Source organism: Pseudomonas sp. MIL19 (genome assembly GCF_028680365.1).
Taxonomy (GTDB): domain Bacteria; phylum Pseudomonadota; class Gammaproteobacteria; order Pseudomonadales; family Pseudomonadaceae; genus Aquipseudomonas; species Aquipseudomonas spirodelae.
Genome location: NZ_JAPPVG010000006.1, coordinates 109,042 through 127,468, shown reverse-complemented (window position 1 = coordinate 127,468; position 18,427 = coordinate 109,042). Strand labels below are relative to the sequence as shown.

Here is an 18,427-nt window from a genome sequence, read left to right as displayed (position 1 = left end):
ATAGGGAGACAAGAGGTAATGACCACGATGCTGCTTTATAAGGAAATCAAGGCGCTCAACCGCGACGAGCACAAGGGCCTGAAAATCAAGCCGGCGACCGACTGCGCTTTTGCAGCGAGTACCCATCTGGTGCCGCTGGCGGGCCTGGAATTCTTCCAGGCGGCGCGACATTACCCGATCGTCTTCATCGGTTCAGACGAGCAGCTGATGCCGATTGCCCTGCTGGGTATGGCCGAAGGCCAGAACAGCTACCTAGATGCATCCGGCCAGTGGCAGGCCAACACCTATGTGCCGGCGTTTGTACGCCGCTATCCGTTCGTGCTCGCCCAGGACGAGACGGACAACTTCACCGTCTGTTTCGATGCCGCTTACGCCGGCTGGAATGAGGAAGAAGGCCGTGAGCTGTTCAACGGCGAGGGCGAGAACACCGAATACCTCAATGAAATGATTCAGTTTTTGCAAAACTTCACCCATGAAATGGAGCGCACTCGTGATCTGGTCAAGGCCCTGAACGAGCTGCAGTTGCTTGTTCCCCGGACTTTGCAACTAACTCACTCCAGTGGCGAGAGCTTTGTGCTGCGAGACTTTCAGGCCGTTGATGAAACGCGCTTTGCCGAACTCACTGACGAGCAGGTACTAGAATTGCACAAGAAAGGAGTTTTGGGCTGGATTTATGCTCACCTGATGTCGCTGGGCAATGCCAATCAGTTGTTCGACAACTTCCTGAAAAACAAGGCTCAGGAAGATAATTCGGCGGTGCAGCTTCATTGAGTATGTCTAACCGCATCTCCTAAGTAATGGACTGATGGGTAGGTAAATGTCTGCTCATCATCCACTAGCGATGATGGTTTTGGGCTTGCTCACCTGCGATCTTTGCTGAGTGAAGGCGCGCCACTGACTGCGTAGCGGTTTGCCTGCCGGGGAGCATCCGCGAACCAGTGCTTTCGAGTCGCGGCTGGGAACTCGATTTGACCGATATTCTTCTCCCTTCCGAAGCGGTGGGTGTTGGCGCTGATGGAAAATTGACCCACCCTGCCGATTGAAATTTGACCCAGGGCGGATTGCTGATTTTTTTACCAGCAACTGTGGATAAGTCTACCAGCGCAGCTGCTGTTGCCCCCACTCCTTCGCTAGCCCAGTTCAGTTGTTTAAGACCTGCCACACGCAGCCATGTAGCAGGCCGTCGTCGCCATGAAATCAGAACGGCTCATCGTCCTCCGGTTCTTGGCCGCCCTTACGCTGTAAGCGTCCAGCCAAGTCACCTTCCGAACTCCAGCATTAAGGGCGATGGTGTCCGCGTATTTTTAAGCGGACGCGATAGCCCTTATCGCCGGGATTCCCATGCGCCAACGAAGCTCTTACCCCAAACCATTCAAGGCCCAGGTTGTTCAGGAGTGCCTGCAACCCGGCGCGACCGTCTCCAGCGTTGCCATCCGCCACGGCATCAACGCCAACGTCATTCGCAAGTGGCTACCGCTTTATCGAGATCAACTGCCAGCTGCGTTGCCGGCATTCGTTCCAGTGAGGGCTGCGCCTAAACGGTCGACTGAAGCATCGGTGATGATCGAGCTACCGCTTGGCGAGCAAGCGATCACCGTCAAATGGCCAGCCTCCGACCCTGAAGGCTGCGCCCGCTTTGTCCGTGGGCTCACCCAGTGATCCGCATCGATACCATCTGGCTCGCCACCGACCCCATGGACATGCGCGCGGGTACTGAAACCGCGTTGGCCCGCGTGGTGGCGGTGTTCGGTGCCGCGAAGCCCCACTGCGCCTATCTCTTCGCCAATCGTCGCGCCAACCGCATGAAAGTCCTGGTGCATGACGGCGTGGGTATCTGGCTGGCCGCACGACGATTGAACCAGGGCAAGTTTCACTGGCCAGGCATCCGCCACGGTTCGGAAGTCGAACTCGACGGCGAGCAACTTCAGGCGTTGGTTCTGGGTTTGCCCTGGCAGCGCGTTGGTGCAGCCGGCGCAATCACAGTGCTGTAGCACCAGCCATTAGCCCATCGGTGTATCTGCGCTGAGCGCCTGCTCTGGCACAATCAGCGGCATGACTTCCTCGCCCAATCTCGACCAACTGACAGCTGAGCAACTGCGCGCCCTGGCCGCGCAGTTGCTCACGCAGGTCGATTCGATGGGCAAAAAGATCCACCGTGATCAAACCATCATCGAGCAGCTCACCCACGAAATCGCCTGGTACAAGCGGCACAAGTTCGCCAAGCGCAGCGAGCAGCTGAGCCCTGACCAGGGCAGCCTGCTGGATGACCTGCTCGACACCGACATCGCCGCCATCGAGGCGGAGTTGAAAGCCGTCAATCCTCCGGTCGCTCCAGCCGAACCGCGCCAACAACCCAAGCGCACAGCGCTGCCCGCGCAATTTCCGCGAACCGTGATTCGTCACGAGCCGGAGAACACCCAGTGCGCCTGCGGCTGCCAGCTGCAACGCATCGGTGAAGACGTCAGCGAAAAGCTGGATTACACGCCGGGCGTGTTCACCGTTGAGCAGCACGTGCGTGGCAAATGGGCCTGTCGCCAGTGCGAAACCCTGATCCAGGCCCCCGTGCCGGCCCAGGTGATCGACAAGGGCATCCCCACCGCCGGCCTCCTGGCTCACGTGATGGTGGCCAAATTCGCCGACCACCTGCCGCTGTACCGGCAGGAGAAAATCTTTGCCCGTGCCGGCCTGGCCATCGCTCGCTCGACACTGGCCCAGTGGGTCGGACAAACCGGCGTGCAGCCCCAGCCGTGCTGGTGAGCATGCGCGCAATTTTCTGGGTCAGTGGAACGGCAAGCTGGTCTGCGACGACTTCGCCGGTTACAAGGCCAGCTTCGAGCAGGGCATCACCGAAATTGGCTGCATGGCCCACGCCCGCCGCAAGTTCTTCGATCTTCACGCGGCGAACAAAAGCCAGTTGGCTGAACAGGCACTGCACGCGATGGGCGGTTTATACGAAATCGAGCGGCAGGCACGGGACATGAGCGATGAAGAGCGCTGGCGAATACGGCAGGAAAAGGCCTCACCGATCCTCGATACGCTGCATGACTGGATGCTGGCCCAGCGTGATCTTGTGCCCAACGGATCAGCCACGGCAAAAGCCTTGGATTACAGCCTCAAACGCTGGGTAGCGCTGACGCGCTACCTGGAGGATGGAGCTGTGCCCATCGACAACAACCAGGTCGAGAACCAGATCCGGCCATGGGCACTGGGGCGCTCGAACTGGTTGTTTGCCGGGTCGCTACGCAGCGGCAAACGCGCGGCGGCGATCATGAGCCTGATCCAGTCGGCGCGGATGAATGGACATGATCCGTATGCCTATCTCAAGGACGTGCTGACACGACTGCCGACGCAGCGGGCGAGTGAGATCGGCCAACTACTGCCGCATCAGTGGGTACCTGCCTGAATCACGCAAGGTGAGTTCGGCGGACGCTTACGGCAGGCTTCGTTCAGTGACCTGCTTGACGGCTTCGATTTTAAATTCTTCGGGATAACGCGAGTTACTCATGGAACCTCCTAATTGGCCGTATTATGAGTCTTGGAGGTGTCTACGAAACTAGGAGCGATTCAGTTTGCAACTTGGCTCAGGACAGCGTCGAGGATGGCTAGCAACTCATCGGCCTGCTGCTGGTCGATGGTCAGCGCGGGGCTCAAACACAGGGTGTTGTTGTAGTCGGCAAACGAGCGATTGGTGCGCCCGATGATCAGGCCTCGCGCCATGCAGGCGCCCGCCACTTGCATGGCAACACGCTCGTGCACGGGCTCGCGAGTCGTCCGGTCGGCGACCAACTCGATTCCCATAAACAGCCCCTTGCCGCGTACGTCGCCGATCAGCGCATGTTTGTCCTTGAGTGCCAGCAGGCCGGTCATCAGGTATTCGCCCATGTGCGTGGCGTTCTCCAGCAGACCCTCATCTTCGATGATGCGCAGGTTTTCCATGGCCGCGGCTGGGCCGGCGGTGCAGCCGCCAAAGGTGCTGATGTCGCGGAAATAAGCTTCTCGATCATCCGCCTCGCCACGAAAGGATTCGAACACTGCCTCGGTGGTTACCGTGCATGAAATCGCCGCGTAGGCCGAAGCCACGCCCTTGGCCATGGTGACGATGTCGGGTTGGATGCCATAGTGCTGGTAGGCGAACCAGGCGCCGGTGCGGCCCAGGCCGCAGACCACCTCATCGATGTGGATGAGGATGTCGTACTTGCGGCAGATCGCCTCGATGGCCTGGAAGTAGCCCTCTGGCGGGGTAATTACGCCGCCGCCTGCGGTAATCGGCTCCAGCACCACGGCGCCGATGGTGTCCGGGCCTTCGCGCAAGATCACCTCTTCCATTGCCTTGGCGGCCAGCTCGCCGTAGTTGTCGACTTCACCGAACTGGCTGCGGTATTCGCAGCAGTGCGGGAATTCGACGAAACCTGGGGTGAAAGGACCGTACTGCATGCGCCGTTCTTCCTGGCCGGTAGAGCTAAGGCAGGTGATGGTGGTGCCGTGGTAGTCGCGCTCGCGGTAGAGAATCTTGTGCTTCTTGCCGCCGTATTTACGGTGGGCGATCTGCCGCACCATCTTGTAGGCCTTCTCGTTGGCTTCGGAGCCGGAGTTGGAGTAGTACACCCGGCTCATGCCCGGCATCTTCTCGATCAGCGCCTCGGCAAAGCGCGCGGCTACCGGTGTGCCGGCAGTGCCGGCGTAGTAGTTGAGCTGAAGCAATTGTTCACGCACCGCGTCGGCGATGCTCTGGCGTCCGTAACCGACGTTGACGCACCACACGCCGCCGGAGGTGGCATCCAGGTAGCGCTTGCCGTTGACGTCCCAGATGTATAGGCCCTCACCACGCGTCATCATCGGTGGGGCAACGTTGTCGAAGGCCTGGTGCTGGGTGAGGTGGTGCCAGACGTGGCGGCGGTCAAGTTCCTGCAGGCTAGTAGCGTGTGAAAGATCGTTCATGGCTAGGGCTTCCGTTGCAATGGGCGCGTCTGTGGTGAGGGCACGATAGGTGCAGCGCGCAACCACTCGATAGAGCCAGTGGCGCGCATTGATGGAGCCAGTTGTCTATTCGCGGTGGATGGCGAAATTGTTCCAGGCCTGGCTGACCGGCATCAGTTCGAGGCTGTTGATGTTGATGTGCGCCGGCTGGTTGAGGATCCAGAAAATGGTCTCGGCGATGTCCTCCGGTTGGATCGGGCTGGCGCCGCCGTAGGTGGCGTCGTAGCGCGCCTGGTCACCGCCGAAGCGCACCAGCGAAAACTCGCTCTCGCACAGACCCGGCTCCAGGTTGGTGACGCGCACACCGGTGCCCTGCAGGTCGCAGCGCAGGTTTAGCGAAAACTGCCGAACGAAGGCCTTGGTTGCGCCGTATACGTGGCTGCCGGGATAGGGCCAGTTGCCGGCAATCGAACCGAGATTAACGATGCCAGCACCGGCGCCGTGGGTGATCAGGCGCGGCAGCAGCAGGCGGGTGCTGTAAAGCAGGCCCTTGATATTGGTGTCGACCATGGTGTCCCACTGGTCAAGGTCGCAGACCTGCGCTGGTTCGGTGCCGAGCGCCAAACCAGCGTTGTTGATCAGCCCGCGCAGGCTGGAAAACTGCTCGGGCAGGTTGGCGATGGCCGTCTCCATGGCGGCTCGATCGCGCACGTCCAGCACCAGTGGCAGCACTTCCGTTTGCCCGGACAGCTCGTCGGCTAGTTCCTGCAGGCGGTCTTCACGGCGACCGCTGATGATCAGTGACCAGCCTGCCTGAGCGAAGCGGCGGGCACATGCAGCGCCGAAGCCGGAGGTAGCGCCAGTGATAAATAGAGTGGGTTGCATGTGGAGTCTCCTAAGTTTGAAGCGGTCAGCTGTGCCACCAGCCGAGCAGGCCGAGGGTGGCGAGAGTCAGTAGCAGCCATTGCGTGGCGCGGGCGGCGATGGGCGCTGAGATCTGGCGAAACAACTGCTGACCGAGCCATAGACCGAGGGCCAGCGGCGGCAGTAGCAAAAGGCTCTGGCTGGCGGTGGCCTGGGTGACGGCGCCACTCAGGCTGAGGCCAGCGAGGGCGGCCAGGTCGACGACGCAGAAGAACAAAATCAGCGTGGCGCGCAGGGCTGTGGGGTTCAGCTGTAATTGGCTCAGGCAGGCGACCAACAGAGGCCCGCCTATAGAGAAGGTAGCAATCAGTGCGCCGCTGACGCCGCCGACCAGGCTCAGTGATAGCGGTCCTCTGCCAAGGGGTAGGGCGATGCGCGACAAGCCAAGCAGGGCCAGTGCGCCGACCAGCAGGTAGACGCACAAGGTTAGCCAGTGCGGGTTGGTGCCACTGAGCACGGCGATACCGCAGGGTACGCCGAGCAGTGCGGCAAGCAGCAGGGTGCGTAATAGGCTGCGGTCGGCCTCTCGCCAGGCGCTGGGCAACAGCAGCAGGCTGCTGGCAATTTCCAGGCAGAGAATCAGCGGCACAGCCCGCTCCAATGGCATCAACAGAACCAGGCCGACGACCGCCACCGCCGCAAAGCCGAAGCCGGTGAGTCCGCGAATGATGGCAGCGACGAAAACCAGGAGGCTCGCCAGAATTGTGGGCTGATCAACGATCACGGCCGGCTCCAGTCCAGAAGTGTTATCCACTCTAATGGGCGGCCGAGTGTGCCCTTAGTGCCAGGCGCCTATTGTTATGGTGCCAGCGCGCTGCGCTGCATTTCCTCCCAAGCAGCGCCGAGGGCCGCAATGCCCGGCTCGATCAGCGCCTCGGCGATGGCGCCGTAACCCAGGCGAAAGAAGTGTTGCGGGCGTTCCTCACCGAGGAAGTGAATATCGCCGGGCTCGATCAGCACGCCACGCTTGGCCGCCAGGCGTTGCAATTGCCAGGCATCGAAACCCGCCGGGCCTTCGACCCACAGCGCCGAGCCGCCCGCCATGCCGCTGGTCTGGCAGGCGGGCAGGTGCTCGGAGAGGGCGCTACTGATGCACTGCCACTTACGTGACAGGCTGTCGCGCAGCCGGCGAATGTGTGCGTCGTAGTGCCCCATGGCGAGGAACAGGGCAAGGATGCGTTGATTGTTGGCCGGTGGGTGTCGGTATTGGTAGCGGCGCAGGGCGCGCAGCTCATGGATAAGCTCCGGGGCAGCGACGATAAAGCCGAGGCGGATGCCCGGCAGTAGCCCCTTGGTCAGGCTGCCGAGGTAAATCACCCGGCCACTGTCATCGAAGCTCTTGAGGGCCGGGTGATTACCGCCCAGATAGTTCTGCTCACTGTCGTAATCATCCTCGATGACCAGAAAATCGTCCTCCCGCGCCCGTTCAAGCAGCGCCATGCGCCGGTACACCGGCAGGGTCACGCCGGTCGGCGACTGGTGGCTGGGTGTGCAAAAGATCATCTCGCAGCCGCGTAGTTGCTCGTCGACCACCAGGCCCTGGCGGTCGATACGCAGTGGGCGCAGGTTGCATCCGGCTAACTGCAGGATGTTGCGGGCGTCGACGTAGCCCGGGTTCTCCAGGCCAACCGGTTGGCCCTTGCGTCCGAGCAGGCAACTCAGCATGTACAGCGAGCTCTGGGTGCCCACGGTAATAAGGATTTCCTCGGCGCCGGCCTTGATGCCGCGCCGTGGCAGTACGCGCTGGATGATCTGCTCCACCAGCAAGGCATCGTCCTGCATCACCTGATCGTCCACCCAGCTGCGCATGTGCGCGCCGGAGGCAGCAATGCGTGCGCAGTCGCGCCAGCGCGCAGTGGTCTGCTCGTCGTGTTCGACCTGGCCATAGATGAAGGGGTAGCGGTACTCGCGCCAGTTGCGTGGTTTGACGATGGCCTTCATGGCCGATGGTTGCAGCTGCAGGCGTGCCTCCCAGTCAGGGGCGTGATCCGGACGTTCGAATAGGTGCTTTGGCCTGGGCGGGATGCTGACGTTGAGCTGCTGGCGGAGGAATTTCTCGTTAATGAAGTAGCCGCGCCGGTCGGAAGGAATGAGAAAGCTGTCCTGCACAAGTTTGTCGTACACCAGCACTACGGTATTGCGCGACACCGCCAGCAGCTTGCTCAGCTCACGCGACGAGGGCAGCGCTTCGCCGGGTGGTAGCGCACCGTCGAGGATGGCCTGCAGCAGGTTTTCCCGCAGCTGCTCCTGAAGACTGCGCCCCTGCTCGAAGGGGCGGAAATAACGTTCCAACATGGGGCGGGCTCCGCGGGTATTGCACTAAAAGGATTCAGTGGCAGGCGCTTAAGGCAGGTGCGACGCGGCTTGTGCGGCATCTGGCCTCAAGCTTTCTGGTGTCTGGATCTAAAGCAAGGAGCAAGCCGGCACTAAGATCGCATGGCATCTGGAACTTCCCGCGCTTATTGGAGATACGCCATGCTGAAGAAAGCTCGCCGCTTGTTGTTGGCCCCTGTGGCCGCGTTGTCCCTAGGACTGGTTGGCACCGTTCAGGCTGAAACCGTCACCATTGGCATACAGAGCATGTATGCGCCATGGAAGGACGCGATTGCCGAGAAAGAGTTCGAGAAAGCCACCGGTTGGGACATCCAGTGGCGCAACTTTGACAGCGGTGGCGATGTGATGCTGGCCATGGCTTCGGGTGACGTGCAGATCGGCGTGGCTGGTAGCAGCCCGATTGCTGCCGCCGTCAGTCGTGGCATCGGTATCGAGGTGTTCTGGGTGCTCGACAACATCGCCAACGCCGAGGCGCTGGTGGTGCGTAACGGCAGCGGTATCAGTGCTCCGCAGGATTTGGCCGGCAAGACCCTGGCCGTACCTTTCGTCTCCACCACGCACTTCCATACCTTGTTTGCCCTGGAGCAGTTCGGCCTGGCGGGCAAGGTCAAGGTGGTCAACCTTCAACCTTCGGACATTCCGGCGGCCTGGGAGCGTGGCGATATCGATGCAGCCTTTATCTGGGACCCGGCGCTGGGCAAGCTCAAGCAGAGCGGCAAAGTGCTGATCAGCTCCGGCACCTTGAGTGGCTGGGGAAAAGCGACCTTCGAGGCACTGGTGGTCGACAAGGAATTCTCCAGCAAACACGCCGATGGCATGACCGTCTTCACCAAAGTGCTGCAGAGCAGCACGGCCGACTACGTCAAGGCGCCTGAGTCTTGGAACGCCGCGTCACCCAAAGTGGCCAATGTTGCTCGTCTGTCGGGTGGCAAGGCTGCGGAAGTACCTGAGGTGTTGGCCCTGTACGAGTTCCCCCTGGCTGCCGAGCAGTCCAGCGCTACCTGGTTGGGCGGTGGTAAAGACGGTGGTGCGGCCAAAGCCCTGGCGGCCACTGCCGAGTTCCTCAAAGAGCAAAAGAAAGTCCCGGCGGTACTGCCGGACTACAGCGTTGCCATCAATGCGAGCTTTGTCGAAGCGGCGAAGTGATTGCCTGAGCCGCCGGTGCGAGCGGGCGGCTCTTTGATTCTCAAGGGGACTTGTTATGAGCCACAGCCTGAAAATCCATGATGTGTCTGTCGTCTACCCGAGCCAGCAGGGCGGCCAGCCGGTGACTGCACTAACCGGCGTCAATCTGAGCATTGAATCGGGTGACTTCGTGGTGGCGCTGGGCGCTTCGGGGTGCGGTAAGACCACCCTGCTCAATCTGATGGCGGGCTTTATCCGCCCCAGCAGCGGGGCGTTAACCCTGGGCGACTACCGGGGCCAGGTGCCACAGATGATCGAGCCGAACTCGCAACTGCGTGACCAGATTACCGGGCCGGGTGCCGAACGCGGCGTGGTGTTCCAGAAGCATGCCCTGATGCCCTGGTTGAACGTGTTGGATAACGTCGCCCTCGGCCTCAAACTGCGTGGCGTTGGCCGGCGCGAGCGCGAAGAGCGCGCCATGCGCTTTCTAGAGCTGACCGGGCTGCAGGACTTCCGTAGCCATACGATTTATCAGCTGTCCGGCGGTATGCAACAACGTGTGGGTATCGCCCGTGCGCTGACCAACGACCCGCACATGCTGTTGCTCGACGAACCGCTCGGTGCGCTCGATGCGCTGACTCGCGAGCGCCTGCAGGAACTGCTGCTGGAAATCTGGCAGAGCACCCGCAAGATGATGTTTTTTATCACCCACGACGTGGAAGAGGCTTTGTTCATGGGCACCCGGCTGATCATCATGTCGCCGCGTCCCGGGCGCATTACCCATGAATTCTCGCTGGACTTCGGGCGTCGTTTTCTAGAGTGCCGCGATGCCCGTGCGGTCAAATCCATGCCGGATTTCATCGCGATGCGCGAGCAGGTTCTGAGCATTATCCACGGTGACGAGGAGGCGGCATGAGCATGTTCGATCAGCAGCAACGCCAGGCCGTCATGCGGACGTTACAGGAGCTACGCCGCGGCCAGTCGGCCAAGCCTGGCGAGCAGTACGGCGCGCCGGGTAACGGCTCCAGCCTATTGCTCAGTTGCATCACCGTGGTGGCGTTTCTCGCTTTGTGGTTTGCCGCCACCAACCTGGGCTGGGTCAAGCCGCTGTTCCTGCCTTCACCGCAGGCGGTATGGGAGCAACTGATCGCCGTGTCGCAGGATGGTTTTGCCGATGCCTCGTTGCTGGCGCATATCGGCTGGAGCGCCCTGCGTGTCTTCAGCGCCTTTGCGCTGGCGGTGCTCACGGCGATTCCGCTGGGCATCATGATGGGCGTCAACCGTGTCGCACGCGGCATCTTCGATCCGTTGGTGGAGTTCTACCGTCCGTTGCCGCCGCTGGCCTATCTGCCGCTGGTGGTGATCTGGATGGGCATCGGCGAAGGCTCGAAAGTGTTGCTGATCTACCTGGCGATGTTTGCCCCGCTGGCGCTGAGTGCGCGTGCCGGGGTGCGTTCGGTGGCGATCGAGCAGATCCATGCTGCCTACTCAATGGGAGCCAGCCGTAGTCAGGTGCTGCGCTATGTGATCATGCCTGCCGCGTTGCCGGAAATGCTCACTGGTATGCGTATTGCCATTGGTTTCGGCTGGACCACCCTGGTCGCTGCCGAGATGGTCGCCGCTACTGCGGGCTTGGGCTTCATGGTGCTTAGCGCGTCAAAATTCATGGTCACCGAGGTGGTTATCATGGGCATTTTGGTGATCGGTCTGATGGCGCTACTGTTCGACTTTGCCATGCGCTGGTTGGAGCGACGCCTAGTGCCTTGGAAGGGTAAGGTCTAGTTAGTCGTAGACGTTTGATCGATTGCGCTCCCGAACTTGTGTGTCGGTGATGAAGCTAGCGCCAACGGCGATCGCTATAGATCGCCGCTTTATTTCTTAGATCACCACAATCATTTGCTGCCGTTGGTTTGCCCTAAAGGGGTTCCCAGAACCCTGCATTGCCGCTAGTTTCGAACGCTTAACTTGTTGTTATATTTCACTTTTAAGGCTGTAGAGTTGAGCCAGCATAGCGTCGCTGACCACAGCGAATGATCACCTCACCGAAGGCTTCGATCAGCGAACGGGATAAACATCGGGCCTTTTGTTGAGGGCTGCGGATGCCCGCGCACTAGTTAAGGCCCAGGCGTTTGGCCAGGCGGATCAGGTTGGCGCGGTCGAGGCCCAGTTCGCGCGCGGCGGCTGCCCATTTGTGCTGATGACGGCTGAGGGCCTGGCTGATCAGCTGTTTCTGGAAGGCGTCGACGGCCTCGCGCAGCGGCAAGTTGTTAGGGCTTGAAGCTGGGCTGCTGGACGCGGGAAGAGGCATGTCAGGGTGTTGCTCTGGTAGGTCGAGGTGGTCGCTGTCGATGCTGAGAATGCGCGGGCGTTCGCGGCAACCGGCGATCGCCTTGAGCGCAGCGCGGCCGATCAGGTGTTCCAGCTCGCGCACATTACCTGGCCAGGTGTAGCTCAGCAGGCTGGCTTGTGCGGCCTGGGTCAGGCGCACGCTGCGCAGCCCCAAGCGGCCGCGGTTTTCCTCAAGGAAGTAGCCGGCCAGGAGCAACACGTCACGTCCGCGTTCGCGCAGCGCAGGCACCTTGAGCGGGTAAACACTGAGGCGATGGTAGAGGTCGGCGCGAAAGCGTCCGGCGCGCACTTCTTCGGCCAGGTCGCGGTTGCTGGCAGCCAGTACCCGCACGTTGACCCGCTGCTCCTGGTCGGCCCCCACGCGTTGCAGCTGGCCACTTTGCAGTACGCGCAACAGCTTGGCCTGAGCGGGCAGCGGCAGTTCGCCGATTTCATCGAGAAACAGGCTGCCGCCATCGGCCAGCTCGAACTTGCCGCGGCGTTCGTTGTGCGCCCCGGTGAAGGCGCCGCGTACATGGCCAAACAGTTCGCTTTCCACCAGGTTATCCGGCAGCGCCGCGCAGTTCAGGCTGATCATGGGCCGATTGGCGCGCGGCGAGGCGGCGTGCAGGGCTTCGGCCACCAACTCTTTGCCGACCCCGGTTTCGCCACTGATGAGCACGTTCAGCTCGCTGTTACCGACCAGGGCGATTTCCTGCTGCAGCTGTTTGAGCACTGCGCTCTGGCCGATCAGTTCACGCGGGCGCTGTTGCACTGCGGCCTGCTTGTAGGCCTCGGCCAATTGGTGCTGGTCTTCGGCGCGTTGCAGCAGGGCGTTGATTCGCTCGCTGGCCATCACCGTGGCGGCTGCGAGGCTGGCGAAGGCTTGCAGGTTGTCCAGGTCCACCCGGCCAAAACTGGCGGGGTCGAGCGAGTCGAGGGTCAGCAGGCCCCAGGGCTGATCTTGCACATAGAGTGCGCAGCCGAGGCAGTCATGTACGGGCAGGTGGCCGCGATGACCGTCGACCAGGCCGTCATAGGGGTCTGGCATGCCGCAGTCCGTGGCAAAACGCAGTGGCCCGCGTTGCGCCAGCAGCGCTTGCAGGCGTGGTTGTTCGCTGAGCTTGAAACGCCGGCCAAGGGTGTCGGCACTCAGGCCCTCGACCGCCAGTGGGATCAATACCTCACCGTCGAGTTTGAGCAGGGCCACGGCGTCGCAGGGCAGCAATTGCCTGAGCGCTTGCAGCAGGCGCCGGTAGCGTTCGGCCTCGGGCAGCTCGCGGGACAGGTCGGCGACCAGGGGGATCAGGGCGGTGAGCAGTGGGTTTGCTGTCATAAGGACACGCTAGAGGTCATTAAGACTCAAAATAGTTGTTGTCATAAAGACACATATATTTATAAGTCATTGAATTTAAACAATAAAAATATTGGCATGCTTCCTGTAATAGTCAGGGTGATATGAACCGAACCACTGCGCAAGTGCAGTGTGTCGCCCCGATGAGGAAGCCTGCATGTTGACCCCTGAGCAAACCGCCCTGATTAAAGCCACTGTCCCGCTGCTGGAAACGGGCGGCGAAGCGCTGACGCGGCATTTCTATGAACTGATGCTCGGCGAGTACCCCGAGGTGCGTGCGCTGTTTAACCAGGCGCACCAGGCCAGTGGCGGGCAGCAGCGCGCCCTGGCCAATGCGGTGCTGATGTATGCGCGGCACATCGACAAGCTGGAGGCACTCGGCCCGCTGGTTGGGCAAATCGTTAACAAGCACGTGTCGCTGCAAATCCTGCCCGAGCATTACCCGATTGTCGGCAGCTGCCTGCTACGGGCGATTCGCGAAGTGCTGGGGGCTGAGATCGCCACTGATGCGGTAATCGACGCCTGGGCCGCCGCCTATGGCCAGCTCGCTGACATCCTGATTGGTGCAGAGGAAGCGGCTTATGCCGCGAATGCCAGCGCTGAGGGTGGCTGGCGCGGGGCGCGCGAATTCCGCCTGAGTCGCAAGGTGGTGGAGAGTGAGGAGATTGTTTCGCTGTACCTGGCCCCGTCCGATGGTGGCGTTGTGGCGGACTTCCAGCCCGGCCAATACATTGGCCTGCGCCTGCTGCTGGAGGGCGACGAGCAGCGCCGCAATTACTCGCTGTCGGCGCTGAGCAATGGCCGCGAGTACCGCATCAGCGTTAAGCGCGAAGTGGGCGGCAAGGTTTCCAACTACCTGCATGACCAGCTGCAAGTCGGCGATAGCTTGGAGTTGTTTGCCCCGGCCGGCGATTTCGTTCTGCGCGAATCGACCAAGCCGCTGGTGCTGATCAGCGCGGGCGTCGGCATCACGCCGGCGCTGAGCATGCTTGAAGCGGCGCGTGACAGCGGCCGTGATATTCACTTTATCCACTGTGCCCGGCACGCTGGTGTGCATGCCTTCCGTGACTGGGTCGAGGCGCAGCGCAGCGAGCGTCCGCAGGTGCGTCATTACGTCTGCTACAGCGAGCCGCGTGACGGTGATGTGGGTGATGCCGAAGGCTTCCTCAGCGTTGAACAGTTGGCCGAGTGGCTGCCTGAACAGCGTGATCTGGATGCCTACTTCCTGGGGCCTAAGCCGTTTATGGCGCAGGTCAAACGGCATTTGCACAGCCTGGGTGTGCCGGCTGCGCAGAGCCATTACGAGTTCTTTGGCCCGGCCAGTGCGTTGGACAGTTAATCAGGCGACCTGGGCGCTCGTGGGCTGGGGGCGCAGTGCGCATGAGCCGCGCGTAGCGGCCTGAGGGTGCTGCGCCATCTAAATAGGGATAAGCAGGCCTTTGCGCCGGTAAGCATCGATATCAATACCAAAGGCCCCGCTGCTGTGTACTTCGTGCACGCGGTAGGGCCTGTCGTTGCTGTCCTTGGCCATTTTTGCCAGTTCTATGATGCGTTCTTTGCACGCTTTTTTATCCGCATCCAGCACCCGCAGCACCTTGGGCTTGAGCTTGTTGCCGGGGTAACAGCCCACGATGATGCCGACCTCACCATTGGTCATCTCAACGATTTCTCCGGGTGGATAGATGCCGATCATGCGCGAAAAGCAGCCCACAATCGCTTCATCGAAATGGCTATCGACGGCTTCCAGCAAGATACACAGCGACGCCAGGCTGGATTTACCTTTGCTGTAAACGCGGTCGCTATTAATCGCGTCATAGCTGTCGGCTACCGCAATGATCTTGGCGAAATAAGGAATCTTGCTGGCATCCAGGCCGCGAGGGTAGCCCTTGCCATCCACGCGCTCATGATGGGAGTAGGCGACGTCGACCGTGGCGGGAGTCACCTGCTGGTTACTCATCAATAGCTTGCGCCCTTCCGCCGCATGGCTCTGCATGATGCCGTGCTCTTCATCCGTCAATTTGCCGGGTTTGTTGAGTATCTCATTGGGTATTTTGACTTTGCCGACATCGTGGAGCATGCCGCATATACCGATTTGTTCAAGTTGATAAGCCGGCAAACCCAGCGCCCTAGCCAGGGCAATCGACAAAATAGAGACGCGCAGTGAATGCTCGGCGGTGTATTCGTCACTGTTTTTGATGCGAGCCAGCCAGAGCATGGCTGTTGGATTGCGTAGGATGCTTTCAACGCAATCCTTGACCACGGCCTTCACCGCATCGACGTCCAGTTCCTGGCCCAATTTGACGGCCTGAAGAATCCGCAGAGACTCCTCTCGAGCGGCATGCCATACAGGCGCTGCCTGCTGTATCTCCAGGTTGAAATCGACCTTGGCTATCACCGGCTGCAGTGGCGCAGTCGCGCCTGCGTTTTCCGCTATCTGCTCGCTTACGCTTAAAGAGCGCCGCGCATCCACCCATACGTAACTGCATTGCTGTTGAAACAGGCGGATTTCCTGCTGTTTTTGAATTCTAAATCCCTGAAAAAGAAAGCTGGTATCCGTCCATGGTCGATCAAGCTCAACCACATACATGCCGATTGTCAGCTGCGCTGCTTCGACTTTGATGCGGTCTGTTGGGGAGTCATCGGCCATGCAGGTGCTCCGGTGCGGGTCTCGATTGCTGGCTATTAGCCACTATCGATGCCAGGAACAGCAAATTACTTTTGTCTATTGAGCAGCCGCCGGCGGGTTCCGCAGCCAGTGGGGCTCAGGTAGGCCAAGTGGTCTGCCCCGCGTGGCGCGTGCTGGCGCATCGACCGGTGTTGGCGAGTTGGTGTGAGCATTAGGGTAGCTGCCTAATTGCGCCGCCACACAATGAACTAATACGCGTGGGGGGATTAACGGCGGGCGAGTACCCGCTCAGAGCACGCCGGCTGCACGCAGGGCAGTGATCTGCTCCGGGCTTAGGCCCAAGTGCTGGCTGAGCACCTGTTCGGTGTGTTCACCGAGCAGCGGCGGTGCATTGCGGTAGGTCACAGGCGTCTCGGACAAGCGCAGCGGGCTGGCCACTTGCGGGGTGCTGCTGCCCAGGCTGTTGGGCAGGTCGATACGCAGGCCGCGTGCCAGAACCTGCGGGTCGGCAAATACCTGGGCCAGGTCATTGATCGGCCCGCAGGGTACGCTTGCCTGTTCGAGCAAACTGATCCATTGCGCCGTGGTTTTGAACACCGTGGCCTGGCGCAGCAGTGGAATCAGTTCGGCGCGATGAGCAACCCGCGCCTTGTTCGAAGAAAAACGCGGGTCGTCGGCCAAAGCGGGAAGGTCGGCAACCTCGCACAGTTTACGGAACTGCCCATCGTTACCCACGGCGATGATGAAGTCGCCATCGGCCGAGGGGAAATCCTGGTAGGGCACGATATTCGGGTGGGCGTTGCCCAGGCGTTTAGGCGAAACGCCTGTGTTCAGATAATTCATCGCCTGGTTAGCCAGGCAAGCCACCTGCACATCCAGCAGGGCCACATCAATATGTTGGCCAAGCCCCGATTGCTCACGCTGGTTGAGTGCCGCCAGCACGCCGACGGTGGCGTACAGGCCGGTGAGAATGTCGGTGAGGGCGACACCGACTTTCATCGGGCCGGCGCCTTCTTCGCCGTCGGGCTTGCCGGTCAGGCTCATCAGCCCGCCGAGGCCCTGAATCATAAAGTCATAGCCGGCGCGTTTGGCGTAAGGCCCGTCCTGACCAAAGCCGGTGATCGAGCAATAAATCAGCCGCGGATTAAGGGCTTTCAGCGAGTCGTAATCAAGGCCATAGGCCGCCAGGCCGCCGACCTTGAAGTTCTCCAGCAGCACGTCGCAGTTTTGCACCAGCTCGCGCACCAGGCGCTGGCCATCGGGCTGGGTGAAGTCGAGGGTGACCGATTGCTTGTTGCGGTTGGCGCTCTGAAAGTAGGCCGCTTCGCGCGAGTCGTTGCCCTCGGCGTCCTTCACATAAGGTGGGCCCCAGTGGCGGGTGTCATCGCCGCTGCCGGGGCGCTCGACCTTGATCACTTCAGCGCCCAGGTCACCGAGAATCTGCCCGGCCCAAGGTCCAGCCAATACACGAGACAGATCGAGAACGCGGATATGCGAAAGGGCGCCGGGCATAGCGAAGATTCCTGCGTAGGGTGGATCGGGGCGCGTAGCTGGCGCTTTATCCATCCACCATGCGGTAGAGAAGGTGGATGAAAAGAGCGTCATCCACCCTGCGGTCCGAGGGCGTTTGTGGGCAGGTTTAAAAGAACGCCTGCAGGCCGGTCTGCGCGCGGCCAAGGATCAGCGCGTGAACGTCGTGGGTGCCTTCGTAGGTGTTGACCACTTCCAGGTTAACCAGGTGGCGGGCCACGCTGTATTCATCGCTGATGCCGTTACCGCCGAGCATGTCGCGGGCCATGCGGGCGATGTCCAGGGACTTGCCGCAGCTGTTGCGCTTCATGATCGAGGTGATTTCCACCGCTGCCGTGCCTTCGTCTTTCATCCGGCCCAAACGTAGGCAACCTTGCAGGGCCAGGGTGATTTCGGTCTGCATGTCGGCGAGTTTTTTCTGGATCAGCTGCGTTTGCGCCAGCGGGCGGCCGAACTGTTTGCGGTCCAGGGTGTATTGGCGGGCGGTGTGCCAGCAGTCTTCGGCGGCACCGAGGGCGCCCCAGCTGATGCCATAGCGCGCCGAGTTGAGGCAGGTGAATGGGCCTTTCAGGCCGCGCACGTCGGGGAAGGCGTTTTCTTCCGGGACGAATACGTTGTCCATGACGATTTCGCCGGTGATCGAGGCGCGCAGACCGACCTTGCCGTGGATCGCCGGAGCGCTGAGGCCCTGCCAGCCTTTTTCCAGCACGAAGCCGCGGATCTCGCCGGCATCATCCTTGGCCCAGACCACAAATACATCGGCAATCGGGCTGTTGGTGATCCACATTTTCGCGCCGGTCAGGCGGTAGCCGCCGTCGACCTTCTTCGCACGGGTGATCATGCTGCCAGGATCGGAACCGTGGTCCGGCTCGGTCAGGCCAAAGCAGCCGATGTATTCGCCGCTGGCCAGTTTCGGCAGGTATTTCTGTTTGGTCGCTTCGTTGCCGAATTCGAAGATTGGCACCATCACCAAGGACGACTGCACGCTCATCATCGAGCGATAGCCGGAGTCGATGCGCTCCACTTCGCGGGCGATCAAGCCGTAGCACACGTAGTTCAGACCGCTGCCGCCATACTGCTCGGGGATGGTTGCACCGAGCAGGCCGGTGTCGCCCATCTCGCGGAAGATTTTCGGGTCGGTCTGCTCGTTACGGAAGGCCAGTTGCACGCGCGGCTTCAGCTTGTCGGCCGCGAACTGTTGGGCGCTGTCACGCACCATGCGTTCTTCTTCGCTCAGTTGCTGAACCAGCAGCAGCGGGTCGATCCAGTTGAAGCTTGCCTTAGCCATC

15 protein-coding genes and 1 pseudogene are annotated in these 18,427 nt (G+C 61.0%); 8 read left to right on the top strand and 8 right to left on the bottom strand.

Translation table 11 applies throughout. The features are described from left to right. Nucleotides 1-18: 18 nt before the first annotated feature. The 4 genes and pseudogenes from N1078_RS06715 (at nt 19) to tnpC (ending at nt 3,403) form a co-directional block, all read left to right on the top strand. Nucleotides 19-771, top strand: coding sequence for a SapC family protein (locus N1078_RS06715; RefSeq protein WP_274087432.1), 753 nt, complete (start codon nt 19-21; stop codon nt 769-771). Between the two features lie 570 nt (nt 772-1,341). Then, nucleotides 1,342-1,659, top strand: a complete 318-nt coding sequence (gene tnpA / locus N1078_RS06705) for an IS66-like element accessory protein TnpA (RefSeq protein ID WP_071542627.1) — start codon at nt 1,342-1,344, stop codon at nt 1,657-1,659. Further along, nucleotides 1,656-1,991 carry an IS66 family insertion sequence element accessory protein TnpB gene (gene tnpB / locus N1078_RS06700; protein WP_274087431.1) on the top strand — a complete coding sequence of 112 codons (336 nt, stop codon included), beginning with the start codon at nt 1,656-1,658 and terminating at the stop codon, nt 1,989-1,991. Before tnpA ends, tnpB begins: the two co-directional genes overlap by 4 nt. A 61-nt stretch (nt 1,992-2,052) precedes the next feature. Beyond that, nucleotides 2,053-3,403 (top strand): annotated as a pseudogene (gene tnpC / locus N1078_RS06695) (IS66 family transposase). A gap of 161 nt (nt 3,404-3,564) precedes the next feature. On the opposite strand, the gene N1078_RS06690 reads toward tnpC, so the two are convergent. The 4 genes from N1078_RS06690 to pdxR form a co-directional block, all read right to left on the bottom strand. Continuing rightward, nucleotides 3,565-4,938: an aminotransferase family protein gene (locus tag N1078_RS06690; protein WP_274087430.1), complete on the bottom strand. Its 1,374-nt coding sequence runs from the start codon at nt 4,936-4,938 to the stop codon at nt 3,565-3,567. Nucleotides 4,939-5,043: 105 nt separating this feature from the next. Next, nucleotides 5,044-5,802 (bottom strand): SDR family oxidoreductase, encoded by a 759-nt coding sequence (locus tag N1078_RS06685; protein WP_274087429.1) that lies wholly within the window; start codon nt 5,800-5,802, stop codon nt 5,044-5,046. Nucleotides 5,803-5,827: 25 nt separating this feature from the next. After that, entirely contained in the window at nt 5,828-6,565 is a 738-nt protein-coding gene (locus N1078_RS06680) for a sulfite exporter TauE/SafE family protein (RefSeq protein WP_274087428.1), read from the bottom strand. Between the two features lie 74 nt (nt 6,566-6,639). After that, complete coding sequence (gene pdxR, locus N1078_RS06675; RefSeq protein WP_274087427.1) at nt 6,640-8,136, bottom strand: MocR-like pyridoxine biosynthesis transcription factor PdxR; 1,497 nt, start codon at nt 8,134-8,136, stop codon at nt 6,640-6,642. A gap of 180 nt (nt 8,137-8,316) precedes the next feature. Between pdxR and tauA the strand changes: the two genes are divergently transcribed. Genes tauA through N1078_RS06660 form a run of 3 tightly spaced genes read left to right on the top strand, consistent with a single transcriptional unit; the run spans nt 8,317 to nt 11,082 of the window. Further along, complete coding sequence (tauA, locus tag N1078_RS06670; protein ID WP_274087426.1) at nt 8,317-9,321, top strand: taurine ABC transporter substrate-binding protein; 1,005 nt, start codon at nt 8,317-8,319, stop codon at nt 9,319-9,321. Between the two features lie 55 nt (nt 9,322-9,376). After that, nucleotides 9,377-10,216, top strand: a complete 840-nt coding sequence (locus N1078_RS06665) for a taurine ABC transporter ATP-binding protein (protein ID WP_274087425.1) — start codon at nt 9,377-9,379, stop codon at nt 10,214-10,216. After that, nucleotides 10,213-11,082 carry an ABC transporter permease subunit gene (locus tag N1078_RS06660; protein ID WP_274087424.1) on the top strand — a complete coding sequence of 290 codons (870 nt, stop codon included), beginning with the start codon at nt 10,213-10,215 and terminating at the stop codon, nt 11,080-11,082. Before N1078_RS06665 ends, N1078_RS06660 begins: the two co-directional genes overlap by 4 nt. Nucleotides 11,083-11,410: 328 nt before the next feature. On the opposite strand, the gene norR is transcribed toward N1078_RS06660, so the two are convergent. Beyond that, nucleotides 11,411-12,964 (bottom strand): nitric oxide reductase transcriptional regulator NorR, encoded by a 1,554-nt coding sequence (gene norR / locus N1078_RS06655; protein ID WP_274087423.1) that lies wholly within the window; start codon nt 12,962-12,964, stop codon nt 11,411-11,413. 175 nt (nt 12,965-13,139) lie between these two features. Here norR and hmpA point away from each other — a divergent pair, with 175 nt between their 5' ends. Beyond that, nucleotides 13,140-14,321, top strand: coding sequence for an NO-inducible flavohemoprotein (hmpA, locus tag N1078_RS06650; protein WP_274087422.1), 1,182 nt, complete (start codon nt 13,140-13,142; stop codon nt 14,319-14,321). A gap of 78 nt (nt 14,322-14,399) precedes the next feature. Here the strand turns inward: hmpA and N1078_RS06645 are convergent, their stop codons facing one another. From N1078_RS06645 to N1078_RS06635, 3 genes are all read right to left on the bottom strand, one after another. After that, complete coding sequence (locus N1078_RS06645) at nt 14,400-15,629, bottom strand: HD-GYP domain-containing protein (protein ID WP_274087421.1); 1,230 nt, start codon at nt 15,627-15,629, stop codon at nt 14,400-14,402. Nucleotides 15,630-15,896: 267 nt separating this feature from the next. Beyond that, nucleotides 15,897-17,120, bottom strand: a complete 1,224-nt coding sequence (locus N1078_RS06640) for a CaiB/BaiF CoA transferase family protein (protein ID WP_274087420.1) — start codon at nt 17,118-17,120, stop codon at nt 15,897-15,899. Nucleotides 17,121-17,247: 127 nt separating this feature from the next. Further along, nucleotides 17,248-18,426, bottom strand: a complete 1,179-nt coding sequence (locus N1078_RS06635; protein WP_274087419.1) for an acyl-CoA dehydrogenase — start codon at nt 18,424-18,426, stop codon at nt 17,248-17,250. Nucleotide 18,427 lies beyond the last annotated feature (1 nt).

Bases quoted from the DNA above. Each gene is read 5' to 3' on its own strand.
- N1078_RS06715 (WP_274087432.1), top strand. From the start codon at position 19: ATGACCACGATGCTGCTTTATAAGGAAATCAAGGCGCTCAACCGCGAC.
- tnpA (WP_071542627.1), top strand. From the start codon at position 1,342: ATGCGCCAACGAAGCTCTTACCCCAAACCATTCAAGGCCCAGGTTGTT.
- N1078_RS06690 (WP_274087430.1), bottom strand. From the start codon at position 4,938: ATGAACGATCTTTCACACGCTACTAGCCTGCAGGAACTTGACCGCCGC.
- N1078_RS06685 (WP_274087429.1), bottom strand. From the start codon at position 5,802: ATGCAACCCACTCTATTTATCACTGGCGCTACCTCCGGCTTCGGCGCT.
- pdxR (WP_274087427.1), bottom strand. From the start codon at position 8,136: ATGTTGGAACGTTATTTCCGCCCCTTCGAGCAGGGGCGCAGTCTTCAG.
- tauA (WP_274087426.1), top strand. From the start codon at position 8,317: ATGCTGAAGAAAGCTCGCCGCTTGTTGTTGGCCCCTGTGGCCGCGTTG.
- N1078_RS06665 (WP_274087425.1), top strand. From the start codon at position 9,377: ATGAGCCACAGCCTGAAAATCCATGATGTGTCTGTCGTCTACCCGAGC.
- N1078_RS06660 (WP_274087424.1), top strand. From the start codon at position 10,213: ATGAGCATGTTCGATCAGCAGCAACGCCAGGCCGTCATGCGGACGTTA.
- norR (WP_274087423.1), bottom strand. From the start codon at position 12,964: ATGACAGCAAACCCACTGCTCACCGCCCTGATCCCCCTGGTCGCCGAC.
- hmpA (WP_274087422.1), top strand. From the start codon at position 13,140: ATGTTGACCCCTGAGCAAACCGCCCTGATTAAAGCCACTGTCCCGCTG.
- N1078_RS06645 (WP_274087421.1), bottom strand. From the start codon at position 15,629: ATGGCCGATGACTCCCCAACAGACCGCATCAAAGTCGAAGCAGCGCAG.
- N1078_RS06640 (WP_274087420.1), bottom strand. From the start codon at position 17,120: ATGCCCGGCGCCCTTTCGCATATCCGCGTTCTCGATCTGTCTCGTGTA.
- N1078_RS06635 (WP_274087419.1), bottom strand. From the start codon at position 18,426: ATGGCTAAGGCAAGCTTCAACTGGATCGACCCGCTGCTGCTGGTTCAG.